The 13,013-nt window shown below is 70.0% G+C and carries 11 protein-coding genes; 3 read left to right on the forward strand and 8 right to left on the reverse strand.

Annotated features, from left to right (window positions below; translation table 11 throughout):
- Positions 1-20 precede the first annotated feature (20 nt).
- Entirely contained in the window at positions 21-1,883 is a 1,863-nt protein-coding gene (locus tag ACTWP8_RS15010; RefSeq protein ID WP_443322647.1) for a fatty acyl-AMP ligase, read from the forward strand.
- A gap of 147 nt (positions 1,884-2,030) precedes the next feature.
- On the opposite strand, the gene ACTWP8_RS15015 is transcribed toward ACTWP8_RS15010, so the two are convergent.
- A complete protein-coding gene (locus ACTWP8_RS15015) occupies positions 2,031-2,810 on the reverse strand; it encodes a calcium-binding protein (RefSeq protein ID WP_443322648.1) in 780 nt (259 codons plus the stop codon).
- Between the two features lie 65 nt (positions 2,811-2,875).
- Positions 2,876-3,661, reverse strand: coding sequence for a calcium-binding protein (locus ACTWP8_RS15020; RefSeq protein ID WP_443322649.1), 786 nt, complete (start codon positions 3,659-3,661; stop codon positions 2,876-2,878).
- Between the two features lie 557 nt (positions 3,662-4,218).
- Here ACTWP8_RS15020 and ACTWP8_RS15025 point away from each other — a divergent pair.
- Positions 4,219-4,710, forward strand: a complete 492-nt coding sequence (locus tag ACTWP8_RS15025; RefSeq protein WP_443322650.1) for a hypothetical protein — start codon at positions 4,219-4,221, stop codon at positions 4,708-4,710.
- 133 nt (positions 4,711-4,843) lie between these two features.
- Here the strand turns inward: ACTWP8_RS15025 and ACTWP8_RS15030 are convergent, their stop codons facing one another.
- Positions 4,844-5,875: a DNA polymerase IV gene (locus ACTWP8_RS15030; RefSeq protein ID WP_443322651.1), complete on the reverse strand. Its 1,032-nt coding sequence runs from the start codon at positions 5,873-5,875 to the stop codon at positions 4,844-4,846.
- Positions 5,876-5,966: 91 nt separating this feature from the next.
- Positions 5,967-6,548: an RDD family protein gene (locus ACTWP8_RS15035; RefSeq protein ID WP_443322652.1), complete on the reverse strand. Its 582-nt coding sequence runs from the start codon at positions 6,546-6,548 to the stop codon at positions 5,967-5,969.
- 363 nt (positions 6,549-6,911) lie between these two features.
- Here ACTWP8_RS15035 and ACTWP8_RS15040 point away from each other — a divergent pair, with 363 nt between their 5' ends.
- A complete protein-coding gene (locus tag ACTWP8_RS15040) occupies positions 6,912-7,736 on the forward strand; it encodes a Crp/Fnr family transcriptional regulator (RefSeq protein ID WP_443322653.1) in 825 nt (274 codons plus the stop codon).
- Here the strand turns inward: ACTWP8_RS15040 and ACTWP8_RS15045 are convergent.
- Genes ACTWP8_RS15045 through ACTWP8_RS15060 form a run of 4 tightly spaced genes read right to left on the reverse strand, consistent with a single transcriptional unit; the run spans position 7,669 to position 13,010 of the window.
- Complete coding sequence (locus ACTWP8_RS15045; RefSeq protein ID WP_443322654.1) at positions 7,669-8,160, reverse strand: hypothetical protein; 492 nt, start codon at positions 8,158-8,160, stop codon at positions 7,669-7,671. The two genes, ACTWP8_RS15040 and ACTWP8_RS15045, sit on opposite strands and share 68 nt — an antisense overlap.
- 3 nt (positions 8,161-8,163) lie before the next feature.
- Positions 8,164-9,213, reverse strand: a complete 1,050-nt coding sequence (locus ACTWP8_RS15050; protein WP_443322655.1) for a hypothetical protein — start codon at positions 9,211-9,213, stop codon at positions 8,164-8,166.
- Entirely contained in the window at positions 9,213-11,168 is a 1,956-nt protein-coding gene (locus ACTWP8_RS15055) for a dynamin family protein (RefSeq protein ID WP_443322656.1), read from the reverse strand. Before ACTWP8_RS15055 ends, ACTWP8_RS15050 begins: the two co-directional genes overlap by 1 nt.
- A gap of 12 nt (positions 11,169-11,180) precedes the next feature.
- A complete protein-coding gene (locus ACTWP8_RS15060; RefSeq protein ID WP_443322657.1) occupies positions 11,181-13,010 on the reverse strand; it encodes a dynamin family protein in 1,830 nt (609 codons plus the stop codon).
- Between the last annotated feature and the right edge of the window lie 3 nt (positions 13,011-13,013).

The raw sequence follows: 13,013 nt of genomic DNA on the forward strand, positions 1-13,013 counted from the left end.
CCTCCGTTTGGAGTGGTCTCATGCGAACCCATCATCAGCACGGTGTCCGCCTGCCCGAGGGGGTGGCAGGCGAGCACGGCGTACTGCCGACGGTGATCGACCTCTGCCGGGCTCGTGCGGCAGCCGAGCCCGACCGGAAGAACTTCGTGTTCCTGGGCGACGGTGCCGAGGAGTCCGACTCGCTGACCCTGGCCGAACTCGACCGCCATGCACGGGCGATGGCCGTGACGCTGCGCAAGCACGCTCCCACCGCACGCACACGCGCGCTGCTGAGTTACCCGCCCGGACTGGAATTCCACGTCGCCTTCCTCGGCTGCATCTATGCGGGCCTGATCCCGGTGCCGGTGGCTCCGCTCGACGGCACGCGGGGCAACGCCAAATGGACCCGGGTGGAGTCGATCGCCGCGAGTTCCGAGGCTCAGCTGTTCCTGTCCACCGGCCCTATGCTCGCCGCAGCGGAGCCCGTCCTCACCGGCGCCGATGGGCTCGCCCGACTGGACCGGGTGGCGACCGACGAGGTGTCCTTGGACCTGGCCTCGCAGTGGACCCCTCCGGTGGCCGCCGCTGAGATGGTCGCCTACCTGCAGTACTCCTCGGGATCGACCGGCGTCCCGAAGGGCGTCGCGGTCACTCACGGCAATGTGCTGCACAACCTGTCGCTGATATACGACAGCACGCGCCGGCCTGCCGACGACGCCGGACTGCCCCGCCCGTCGTCGGTGTCGTGGCTGCCGCCGCACCACAACATGGGCCTCATCTGCAATGTCCTCGACCCCCTTTTCTCCGGCCGTGACGCCACCCTGCTGCCGACGATGACCTTCGTACAGCGCCCGCTCACGTGGCTGCGGGCGATCTCCGAGCTCGGACGCGCGGACAGCTGCGCGCCGAACTTCGCCTACGACCTGTGCGTCCGCCGGGTGACCGGCGCTCAGCGCCGGCAACTGGACCTCAGCGGCTGGGAGATGGCCATGCTGGGAGGTGAGCCCGTCCGCTCCGATACGCTCGACCGCTTCAGCGCGGCATTCGCGGACACCGGCTTCCGGCGCGAGGCGCTGTGCCCCGCGTACGGCCTCGCTGAGGCAACGGTGCTGGTCACGGCCGGTCCGGTCGGCCAGCGCCCGAAGGTCCTGCGGCTGGACTCCGCGGCGCTCGCCGCCGGAAAGGTGCGCGCAGCCGAGCCGACAGCCGGGTCGACAGGCCAGTCGACAGCCGAGTCGGTGCAGGACAGCCGCGAGTTGGTCGGCTGCGGCCGGATCCATCCGTTGAGCACGGCTGTCGCCGTCGACCCGGCGACGGGAAAGCGCTGCGGGGAGGACGAGGTGGGCGAGATCTTCGTATCCGGCCCAAGCGTCGCAGCCGGGTACCTGAACGCTCCTCAGGAGAGTGCCGAGACCTTCATGGGGTCCCTTCCCGACCGGCCGGGCGAGCGGTGGCTCCGTACGGGTGACCTCGGATTCGTGCACAACGGGCAGCTGTTCATCACCGGCCGGGCCAAGGACGTCATCATCATCGCCGGTGCCAACCACTACCCGCAGGACATCGAAGCCACGGTCGAGGCCAGCCACCCGGCGGTCCGTCAGTTCGGCACCTGCGCGGTCTCGGTCGACGACGGCACACTCGAACGGGTCATCGTGCTCGCCGAGACGACGGCGGCAGCCGCAGGCGAGACCGGGGGGACCGATGAGGCCGATGAGCTTGTGACCGCCCAGGAGATCAAGCGGGCGATCAGGCGCGCCGTCCATGCGGGGCACCGCATCCAGGTACACGATGTCGTCCTGCTCAAGCCGGGGACGCTGCCGCTCACGACGACCGGCAAGCTGCAACGGCGCGACAGCCGGGACCGGTACCTGGGGGGTTCCTTCGAGGCCGCCCTCATCGAATGAGGGGGCAGGGCGCTGTCGAGTAGCCGCCCCCCTGGGCCTGTGGGAACGAGCCGTCCGCGCCATGGGGCGGCCTGCGGAGCTCACGCTCCGCAGGCCGCCTGACTGGGCTTGCCCCCCGGTCATCGCCAACGGCCAAGGGGCTGATACTCAGGGACAGTTGACGGCGGTGTCTCCGGAATCGCGATTGCACGAGTCGACGGCGAGACCGCCGTCGAGGCTGTCGTTGGCGCTGACACCGTCGACCGCATTGAGAGTGTCGTTGCCCTCATTGCCGTTGTGGGTGTCATTGCCGCTGCCGCCGTTGAGGGTGTCATTGCCCTGGCTGCCGTTGAGGGAGTCGTTGCCCTCATTGCCATTGAGGGTGTCGTTCCCGGCGTTGCCGGTAATGGTGTCGTTGCCGCCCAGCCCGGAGATGGTGTCGTTGCCCGGCCCACCAATGATGGTGTCGTTGCCCGGGGTCGCCTGGGGTCTGCGTGCAGTGGCCGGGTCGTCACCGATGAGTCGGTCGGCTCTTGGGCCACCCTCCAGCCGATCCTCGCCGGCGCCTCCGTACACCGTCGCTGGGGCGTCCACGTTCGGGGAGACCGTGATGGCGTCGTCGGCGTCGTTGCCCGTGACCGCAACAGCATCGACGGGCATCGGGCACTCCACGGTGTCCTCCGATCTCAGCTGGCAGGGCGCGACGGCCGTCACGGTGTCCCCGGCATCCGTCACCACGATGACGTTGCCCTGCCGCCGGATGGTGATGTCGTTCGCCACACCCTGGCCGGCTGTGACGACCAGGACGTTGCCGGTCTTCTCGACTGTGGTGCCCGCGAGGGCCGCCGGGCCGGGCGTGACCGGGGCGGCGGCGGCAGACGATGCTGCCAGCAGAACGCAGGCAGTCGCTGCTATGGACACCGTCAGGTGGATGCGGCGCGTGTTCATGATGATGGTGCCTCCCTTGTCGTGTCGCGTGTGTCGCTGGTGAAACCGCTCGCAGCGCGCATCCATCACGGGCAGCCCGTCAGGCTGTCGCCCAGGTCGGCGGTGCAATCGTCCACATCCGCCCCGCCTTCGAGATAGTCATTGCCACTGACGTTGTCCACGGCGTTGATCGTGTCCCTGCCGTTGCCTCCGTCAGCGAAGTCGGTGCCCGCGCCGGCGATGATCTGGTCGGCGCCGCTTCCACCGCTGACCACGTCGTTGCCGGTGTTGGCGTTGATGAGGTCCGTGCCGCCGTTTCCCTCGATGGAGTCGTTGCCCGACCCGCCGAAGACCCGGTCCGCCCCGGTTCCAGCAGTCAGGGTGTCGTTCCCGGCACCGCCTGAGAGGAAGTCGGAGCCTTCGTCGCCCTCCAGGGTGTCGTTGGCCGACCCGCCGTAGAGGCTGTCATCGCCCCCGCCGCCGACCAGCGTGGTTCCGAGGCTGGGCAGCGAGGAGGTGACACTGTCGTTCTGGTCACCGGCGTTCACGACGAGCTCCGTGGTCGTGCCGGCTCCCGGGCACGTGGCTTCGGTGGCGCTGAGGGCGGTACAGCCGCCGGACGCCGCGATGGTGTCTCCGGTGTCCTTGATACGGATGCTGTCACCGACCTGCGAGACGGTGATGCTGTTCCCCCGACCCACACCAGCGGTGACCGTGATGGTGGTGCCGGTCTTGTTGACCAGCGTGGTGGCAAAGACGGTGCTGCCCCCTTGCTCCGCGCCTGGGGTCGCACTCGCCACGCCCGTGAGGTACGACGTGAAACCGCACACCGCTGTCAGGAATGCAGCGGTGTGCACGAGCTTCCTGTCCATGACCTGCTCCTCACATGAATGTGGAACGTTGCCTTCGGTCCTGTGGACTTCGTGGTTGCTCTCCACTGGGCGGTCCAGGCTGCCCGTCGGCGTAAGTCCGGCCGGAAAGCCGCCACTTCCTCGATCACCGGGAGAGCGCCCACCCACGATGCGGCGCTTCCACGTAGCCGACGTGCATGCCGCCGCATGACAACGTTGGCAAGCGCGCGCCCGGCTCTGCACACGGGCGGTATGTCGCCGTGGAATGCGCTGAACGTGGGTGGACTCCGCACCAGTCCCTGCTGCAACCCCCCTGTGCCGTTGCAGCTTCTGCGATTGCCGCCAACTCCCGACTGGGTCGGTACATCGAGGCTCGATGCGTCATCGGTTCGTGGCAGGTGTTTGAGAGAATGCCGCGGCACAAAGTCATGCAGAAGGAGATTTAACGCCAAAGCTGGCTGGAAAAAGTGATCTCGCAAAGCGCGCAGAAGCGGTGGGGGAGTCGGCGCCGGCTCCAACCGTCCCCACCACGGAGAGCCCAACTCGTAGCGGTGCTACCGGGTCTGCACAATGGGCACATGAAGAAGAAGACCCTGATCATCGTCGCTGCCTGTGTGGGTATTTGGGCCGTCGGCTGGGCCGTGACGCCGGTGCTGAAGAAGCACGACGACAACTTCCCGGACGCGTTCAACGACCACGTCCTCCATGAACGCATCAAGACCTTCCCGGCCGCGCGCAACGCCCCGGAGGTCGGCGACGGCGAAGGGCTCTTCGTTCTCCCCGACTGGGTCCCCAAGGACGCCACGGACGTGACCGTCAAGGTGGAGACCGACGGCAACGCCAAACTCATACGTTTCACCCTCGCCGATACCCCACTGAAGCTGAGCGGTGCGGAGGGCTGCCACGAGGGTGCCTTTTCCGACGGGCCGACGCTCGATGCGGACTGGTGGCCGCAGGACGTGGGGGACGGTGCCGGGCGGCCGGAGTGCTCCGAGATGTACCAGTTCCGGGTGGCGGTCAAGGGGGAGCAGGTCTACGCCTGGAGTAACGGCGACCTCGCGCGGACCTAGCGTTCCTTGCAGATCCATCTGACCGTTGGTCCGGTGTGCCGTTGGCTCAGCCTGATGGGCCTGATCCCTGCCCTTGCCGAATACCTCATCCGGCAGCTCGGGCGGCATCTCCCACCGTCGTTCCCGTCCCGCGCTACGTCTCGCCGAATTCGGCGCGCACGCCGAGCAGGCGTACGGGGCGGCTGTGCTCGAACAGCTCCAGCGCTGCCAGTGCGGCGCGCTCGATCTCGGCGGGGTCACTGGTGGGCGCGGGCAGGGCGATGCCGTGGGTCTGTGTGAGAAACGGCGCGAACCGCACTTTCACCGCGACCCGTTTCGCCGGGCGGCCTTCGGCGGCCACATCCCGTGCCACGCGTCTGGCCAGCGTGGCGACCTGAGCGTCGATCTCCGAGCGGTCGGTCAGGTCCTGCTGGAAGGTGGTCTCCCGGCTGCGCGAGCGCGGAACGTAGGGAGCGCCACGGACCTCGGTGTCACCCGCGCCCAGCGCGAGCATCCGGTACCACGGTCCCAGCACGGGGCCGAACCGCGCGGCGAGCTCGGCCGGGTCGGCCCTGGCCAGCTGGGCAACGGTGATCAGGTCTGCCTCGGCCAGCTTTTTCGCGGTCTTACGGCCGATGCCCCACAGCGCGTCGGTCGGTCGCTCGGCCATGACCGGCGCCCAGTTTTCTCGGGTGAGGCGGTACGTACCGGCCGGCTTGGCGAACCCGGTGGCCAGCTTGGCGCGCAATTTGTTGTCGCCGACGCCCACTGAGCACGACAGCCCGGTCGCGGCCCGTACCGCCTCCCGGATTCTTGCGGCCAGGGCTTCGGGCTCGTCGGTGTGGGCCCCGAGAAAAGCCTCGTCCCAGCCGAGCACCTCCACGACCACCGGAAACCGGCGCAGCGTGGCCACGAACTGATCGGAAACTCGTTGGTAGGCCGGCGGGTCCGAGGGCAGGAAGACCGCTTCCGGGCAGCGCTTGGCCGCCAGGCGCAGTGGCATGCCGGACTGGATGCCGAAAGCGCGGGCCTCGTAGGAGGCCGTGGCCACCACCCCTCGCTGGGTGGGGTCACCTGAGCCGCCGACCACCACTGGTCGCCCACGCAACTCCGGTCGGCGGGCTACCTCGACCGCGGCGATGAATTGGTCGAGGTCGACGTGCAGGACCCAGTCCCTGAAGGACACGATGTCCAGTATGCGCCTTTCGCCCGGGCGGTGCCCGCCACGGCATCGCTCGCTGCGGCCGTGCGACGCCCGCGCCAGAGGCCGGGTCGGTTCAAGCCGTACGAGCCAGGCCGAAGCCTGCGACCGAGGTGCCCGCCACACGGTCGGCGAGCGAGCGCCGGGTCGGGGAGAACACCGGCACGGCGTTGAACAGGAAGACGGCCACGGCGATGGTCCAGCACAGGAACGACAGCAGGAACATGCCCTCGACGAGCAGGCAGCATGCGATCGAGTACAGGGCCACGTCGGCTGTGGTGGTGACCGCGGCCCGCAGTGCCGTGCGGCGGGGGGTGCGGGAGTCGACGCGCAGGCCCATCAGGGCCTTGCCCAGCGTTCTTCCGGTCAGGGTGAGGGCAGCCCACTGGTAGAGGAACGTGCCGACCACCAGAGCCGCGAAGGCCTGCTGGACATATCCGGCCGCCTCGCGCCACAGCGAACGCCCCATATCCCCGGTGGCCCCGACGGCATCGCCCCGCGAGGTGAGAAACCGCCAACTGCCGTCCGCGGCCAGCTCGGGCACGTCGGTGATGAGCGCGGAGATGCGCTGAAAGGTGAGTACGGCGAGCAGCGAGGCCCCCGCGAGCACCAGCGCGAAGTCGATGAACCAGGCCACGACACGGCGCAGCTTCGGCACGGATGCCCCCTCGATCCCTCACCTGTCCCGTCGCCGGAACACAGTAGTGACAGGAGGCGGGAGAGGGTCGATGGGTGGCTGAATTCCACTGCCAGCATGGCGAGTTGGGTGTGCATGAGGCGGTGGACCACGGTCGACGGCGTCAGGAGCCCTGGACCGGATGGTGGTCGGAGCTTCGGTACTCCCTTCGCCCGGGGCGAGGAATGCCCGGCGCGCGTCACGCCCTCACGTGCGGCATACCACCCCGAACCGACTAGGCGCACCAAGATGGTGAATCTCTGGGCAGACCCAAATCCGGGCGAACATAATGGGCGACACACGGCACCTTGGCCGAAATCGAACGGGGAACCGAAGGGCCCATTCATGACGTCAACGACCTTGCGCAACGGGCCCGCTCCGCGGCCGGGAAAGAGTCACTGGCCGGCAGCCAGCCTCCTGGGCGGACTCTCCGCGGAGACCCGCGACCAGATGATCATCCTCGGGCGGCCTGCGCGCTTCGGCGGGGGAGAGCGGCTGTTACGGGAAGGCGAGTACGGCTCGCATGTATTCCTGCTGCTGAGCGGCTGGTTCAAGGTTCTGGCGACGACGGAGCACGACAGGGAAGCGCTGCTTGCGGTTCGGTCGGGCGGCGACATCGTGGGTGAGCTCGCCTGCTTCGACACCCAGCCCCGCGTCGCCACAGTCGTGGCGGCCGGCACCGGAAGCGCGAAGCTGATAAGTGGTCAGGAATTTCTCTCCTTCCTGGCGCTGTACGACGACGCCGCGCAGGCGGTGCTGCGCGCGGTGGCGGGGAAGCTGCGCTGGGCGACGAAACGGCGGCAGGAGTTCGGAGGTTGTCCGGTGGCCACCCGGGTGGCCCGGGTGCTGGCGGAGCTGGCCCGGGTGTACGGCCGACCGTGCGACGCCGGGATCTCGATCGGCGTGTCGCTCACTCAGCCGGAGCTGGCGGCCCTGGTCGGGGCTTCCGAGCCGACCGTGCACCGAGTGTTGCGCGCGCTTCGCGAGCAGCAGGTCATCGAAACCGGATACCGGCGGATCCTGGTCCGGGACGTCCCCGAGCTCAGCAGGGTCGCGGGAACGGACTGGGGTGCCGAGCCGGTGGCGGACCGGCCGCCGCCGGTCATCGTGTCATCCCGGCGAGCACCAGCCACGCAACGGCCGCAAGGACCATGGCCGCGACCCAGGTGACGGCGCGCGCCGTGTAGCGGTTCTTCACGGTGGCGATCCGGGCGATGGCGTCCGCTGTCGCCCATGCCTGGGCCGCCAACTGCCCTCCGTCAGTGCCGGAATGGGCCGCGATGTCCAGGGAGAACCGGTTCGTTCCCGAGGGCTGCCCCGTGCGCGGGCGGATCACCCGGACCAGCAGGTATCCCGAGACGGTGAAGGTGAGGGCGTAGGCCAGGGAGGCGAGCCAGAAGAGCACGGCCACCGGTTCGGGCGGTGTCGGCCCGCCCACCTGCCCGATCTGGGTGCCGACGACGGCCGTCAGCCCGACATGCACGGTGACCATGATCCCGGCCTTGACGTCCGCCTGTTGGGTGACCTGCTGGAACGAGGCCATCGCGGCGACCGCCGCCGTCATCTCCTGCGCTGCGGTGTCCTGCTCGGCCATCGTTCAGTGACCGCCGTGGTGGAAGTGATGGAGGTCGTGGATGCCATGGCCGGGGTCGTGGTGGCCCGGGTCGTGGTGGCCCGGGTCGTGGTGATGCGGATCCGGGTCATGGGGATCGGGATGGTGCGGGTCAGGGTGGTGAGGATCCGGGTGGTACGAGTCGCCGTGGTGGGCGTCCGGGTGGTACGGGTCCGTGCGGTGAACGTCGGCATGGTGGGCTTCAGCATGGTGGCCGTCGTGCGGGGCCGTCTCGTCCGGGCCGTCGAAGCCCCCGCCGTGCCCGTGCCCGTATTCGCCCCCGTTCCCCGTGTCAGCGGAACCCGGCACCACCCACTCCCGCAGCGCCTGGCTGTGGGAGACCACCGTGGCCGCCAGATGCGCGGCCGCCAGCGCCGGGACGACGAACTCCCGCATGGCCGTACGCCCCGGTGAGTGCCCCCAGATCACCGGCTCGGGGCTCGGGTCCCTGGCGGGTGCCGATCGCGGCACGTGCAGCCACGCCCCCGCCGTGAACTCCTTCTTCGCGGTGACCACTTCGACCGGCCGGAACTCCGAGGCGGACAGCCCGTGCGCCTGCTGGAGGATCACGTCCCGGTAGAGGTCGTCCGGCACGGCGAGTGCGAGATCGCTGTTCTCGTTCCGCTCCAGCGCGTCCCGCAGCCCGTCGGAGTCGACCAGGCGGCTGACCAGCACCACACAGTCGCCCAGATAGCCGCTGTCGGCACGGGAGATGGACCCCTGCCCGAGCGCGGCCCGCATCCGCATCCGGCCGAAGGCGCCGGGCGCCCGGTTCGCCTCGTACAGGCCGTCCCGCAGTCCGAGGATCAGCGCCGGGACCGCACGTACGGCGTCGGTCCCGGACGGGAAGACCACCAGCCGCCCGTCGCCCTGCAGTTGCTGTTGCGTACGGACCCGCAGGATCCGGGCGCGGCGCAGGGCGTGCTCGACCACGAGGCGGAGCCGGGCCTGCGCGTCGGCCTGCTCGGTGTAGGTGTGGCGACTGTACCGGCGCAGGTCCACGGCCAGGCACAGGCGCCTGCGGTAACGGGCCATCAGAGCAGGGCCAGTTCGTCGACGAGGTCGCCGAGGTCGTCACCGGCCCGGCGGAGCAGCGCGTCCAGCTGCTTGAGCTCGCCGCGGCGCTGCTCGACCGAGGACTCGCCCTGCTGTCGCGCCTCCCGGGCCGACTCCACGCTCCGGGTCAGTTCTTTGATGCGAGAAGAGAGTCCGGCGGTCACGTCCAGGGCCATCGGATCGATAGTCGTGGTGGCGAACGCCTGGGCGGCCTCGCGGGCCTGTTTGGGCGCGGCCAGCCTGATCTGGGTGGCCATCTCGCGGCCGACCGCCTCCCGCATCTTGTTCTCCAGCCGGCCGCCGGCCTGCCGGCTCTTGATGAGTCCGTGGACGAGCATGGCGCCGACCAGGGTCGGCAGGCCGAACGGGGTGAACATCCAGGCCATGGCGATGGCCAGGGTGACCGGCAGGGTACGCAGCGCCTCCTTGGCCCCGAACCGGGCGCCGACCAGGCCGCCCGCCACGCCACCGAGTACGAGACCGGCGGCGCCCGACAGGAACCGGGTGAGCGGCTGCTCCTCCTGGCGCTCTCCGGCGCGTCCGGCGTCCTTCACTCCGCTGAGGCTGATCCGCAGCTCGTCCAGGTGGGCCTCGAAGGCGGTCAGCTGCGTGTCCATCCGCTCGGCGAGCTTCTCCAGGTCCTGCACGATCACCGGTTCCAGGGAGCCGGACACCCACTCGGCGACCTTTTCCTCGACGGCCCTCGCGGTACCGGCGGCGATCTCCTGGGTGACCTGTTCCGCGCGTTCGGGGACCTTCAGGGGGTTCAGCCCGAGCTTGGTCGTCAGGGGGACCTCCGCGGCGATGCCCGGGGCCTCGTCGGCCACGGACGCGAGGTAGCCGCCGAGCAGGGTCTCCACCCTGTCCTGGAGGATCCGGGTCTGGTTGCGGATGTCCAGCGAGATCCGCTGGGCCTGGGCCTCCAGGTCGCGCAGCGGCTGCTGGGCGGCTTCCCAGCGCCGTTCCAGGTCGGCGGTCTGCGTGTCGAGCAGGGCGAGTTCGTGCGGGACATTGCGGTCGAGCTCGCGGGCGAGGCCGCGCAGGGCACGGGCCGGAGCGAGTAGCTTGACCTTGTGACGATCCGTCACCAGGTAGCTTTCCAGGGCCTGTTCCAGGTCGGCCACGCCGGAGTTCGCGTAACCGGTGGCGTCCTCGGCGACCCGGGCGCGCAGCGCGGTCTTGGCGTCGACGAAGAAGAAGCGGTTCTCGTCGCGGTCCTCGCCGCGCAGGCCGGTGATGCGCTGCCGCGCCCCGGCGACGACGTCGTCCCGCTCGGTGTCCTCGATGGCGTCGAAGTAGGTGAAGACGAAGAAGGGGTCGTGGGCGTCCAGATACGAGGTCAGGAACTGCGACTCGCTGATGCTCATGGGCGCGATCGCGTGCTGGAGGAAGATCACCGCGTCCGCCTTGCGGAGGTGCCCGAGGGTGATCTCGTCGCGGTTGACATGCTCGTTGAGGCCCGGCGAGTCGACCAGGACGACGTTGTGGCGGCACAGCTCCAGCGGCCAGGTGACCTCGGCCCTGACGTAGGGGTTGCGCTGGTCGCGCTCCTTGCTGTTGACGGTGATGAGGGCGGTGAGCTCCTCGGGGTGGACGGTTTCCGGCGCGGCCGAGCCCTCCCGCCACAGCCGGGCGGCCGGGGGTTCGCCGAACTTGACCTCGGTGATGACGGCGGTCGCGGGCGTGGCTTTGACCGGCAGCACCTTGGCACCCAGGAGGGCATTGACGAAGGTGGACTTGCCGCGGTTGAAGTCGCCGACCACCATCACGTGGAAGGCGTCGCTGTCCATCCGTTCGAGCAGCGCGGTCACGACGTCTTCCGCCCCGCTGTTGCCGATCTGCCCGGCGATCTTCCCGAGCTGTCGGCAGATCTCCATCAGCCGCAGGCGCTGGGCGTCCGCGGCCCCGTAGCCTGTCGCTTCCGTGGTGGTCATGGTCGTCTCTCCTCAGTTCTGGAGCTCGGCCCGGATGCGTGCGGTCAGGGCGGCCGCGGAGCGGGCCAGGGCCGACCACTCCGTGCCGGACCCGGACGGGGATTCGAGCGCGGCCTGCCTGGCGTCGCGCCACGCCAGGCGGGACTGCCGCAGCTGGTCGAACACGTCGGCGTAGATCTCGGAGAGCAGGTCGACGGCCTGCCGCAGGAAAGCCGTCGTGCTGTCGTCGACCACGCGGACGAGGACGGCGTCGACCTCCCGGCGCTGCTGTTCTGTGGCGGATCTGATGGCCCCCTCGGCCAGCAGGCCGCCGATCAGGCCGAACCCGGCGCCGTAGATCATCGGCATCGGGGCCGAGCGCGCGGCGGCGATCAGGTAACCGATGATGGCGCCGCCCTGGGCGCCGAGCCGGGTGGCCAGCCGGGTCCTGGACAGGTCGGAGATCTCGCCGGAGATCTGGGGCTCGACCGCCAGTTTCAGCCCACCCGGGATCCGGCTCGGGGACGCGCCGGGCAGCCGCCCGGCGACCTCGGCGTCGAGCCAGTCGGTGTCGGCGGTGAGGCCCGGCAGGACGGTGCGCTCGGATCGCTGGGCGAGCGTGGCGAGTTCGTGCCGCAGCCGGAACGGCAGATCACGTTCCCACCATCCGCGCGGCTCCTGGGTCCGTTGCAGCTCCCAGCGCAGCCGTTCGATGAGACCGTCGCGCTCCTTGTGGACCTGTTCCCGCAGCCGGGCGGTGAGGGCGAGTTGACGGGCTGTCATGTCGAGGCCGAGCTGCTCCCACTGCCGGTCCTCGTCCTCCAACTGCGCCTGGGCCTGCTTGGCCAGTTCCCCGGCCTCCGTCTCGGACATCCGGCCGGCCGCGAGGGCCTCCGTGGCGATGCCGGTCATCGCTTGGCAGTGGTCGGCGACCTGGGCGGCGATCCGCCGGTCGCGCCACAGCGCCCGCCCGCTGCCCCGGGCGAAGCCCTCCACGAGCGAGCGCAGGGCCGCCAGCTCCGCGTCCCCGCCGCCGGGAACCGGGGCGGGGAGCACCGGCAGGCGTCCGGGCAGGTCGGCCAGCCGCTGCCGGAGGTGCCGTACGGTCTCCTCGCGGTCCTCGGCGTCGACCAGGTCCAGCATGGTCACCACGACGGCGGTGAACGGGACATGACGGCACAGCACCTCCTCTTCGAGAAGGCGGTGCTCGGTGCTGCTCATGGGGGAGACGGCGGAGACGACGAACAGAACGGCGTCACTGGCGGCGGCCGTACGGCGTACGTACTCGAACTGCTCCTCGCTGCCTGAGTTGACGCCCGGCAGGTCCACCAGTTCGGTGTCCAGCTCGGTCAGCCAGTCGTCCGCCACCGTGGCGACCACGTGGGGCTCGGCGAGGTCAGGGGGTACGGGGTCGTCGGGGGAGGTGCCGTCTCGCGGCTCCGGGGGAGGCGGGGTGCCCGTGAGACCGTCCCAGGGGTCCCCGGTGTCGAGCCTGCGCAGTTCCCGTTGCCCGTCCGGCCAGGTGAGCCGCAGCGACTCGTCGTGGGCCGGTCGTACGGTCACGGGGGCGCGGGTGACCGGGCGTGGTCCCGTGGGCAGCAGATCGCGGCCGATCAGCCGGTTGATCAGAGTGGACTTGCCGCGGTTGAACTCGCCGACCACGGCCACCTGGAAGGTGTGCCTGCCGCGTTCGGCGGCCAGGGTGTCGAGGGCGGCGGCTATCCCGTCCAGGCGGTGTGCGGCGGCCAGTTGGCGGGCCTCGCGCAGCCAGCCGGGGGCGGCGCCGCTGACGTCGGTGACGTGGTCGGCGGTGACGGCGGGGGGTGGCGGGGTGGCGGTGGGCTGTTCGGGGCCGGGATTCATGGG

Source organism: Streptomyces sp. 7N604 (assembly GCF_052245475.1).
Classification (GTDB): domain Bacteria; phylum Actinomycetota; class Actinomycetes; order Streptomycetales; family Streptomycetaceae; genus Streptomyces.

What these genes read in the sequence shown, in the direction of transcription:
- ACTWP8_RS15055 (WP_443322656.1), bottom strand. Translation starts at nt 11,168, where the DNA reads ATGACCACCACGGAAGCGACAGGCTACGGGGCCGCGGACGCCCAGCGC.
- ACTWP8_RS15015 (WP_443322648.1), bottom strand. Translation starts at nt 2,810, where the DNA reads ATGAACACGCGCCGCATCCACCTGACGGTGTCCATAGCAGCGACTGCC.
- ACTWP8_RS15025 (WP_443322650.1), top strand. Translation starts at nt 4,219, where the DNA reads ATGAAGAAGAAGACCCTGATCATCGTCGCTGCCTGTGTGGGTATTTGG.
- ACTWP8_RS15040 (WP_443322653.1), top strand. Translation starts at nt 6,912, where the DNA reads ATGACGTCAACGACCTTGCGCAACGGGCCCGCTCCGCGGCCGGGAAAG.
- ACTWP8_RS15010 (WP_443322647.1), top strand. Translation starts at nt 21, where the DNA reads ATGCGAACCCATCATCAGCACGGTGTCCGCCTGCCCGAGGGGGTGGCA.
- ACTWP8_RS15050 (WP_443322655.1), bottom strand. Translation starts at nt 9,213, where the DNA reads ATGGCCCGTTACCGCAGGCGCCTGTGCCTGGCCGTGGACCTGCGCCGG.
- ACTWP8_RS15060 (WP_443322657.1), bottom strand. Translation starts at nt 13,010, where the DNA reads ATGAATCCCGGCCCCGAACAGCCCACCGCCACCCCGCCACCCCCCGCC.
- ACTWP8_RS15020 (WP_443322649.1), bottom strand. Translation starts at nt 3,661, where the DNA reads ATGGACAGGAAGCTCGTGCACACCGCTGCATTCCTGACAGCGGTGTGC.
- ACTWP8_RS15045 (WP_443322654.1), bottom strand. Translation starts at nt 8,160, where the DNA reads ATGGCCGAGCAGGACACCGCAGCGCAGGAGATGACGGCGGCGGTCGCC.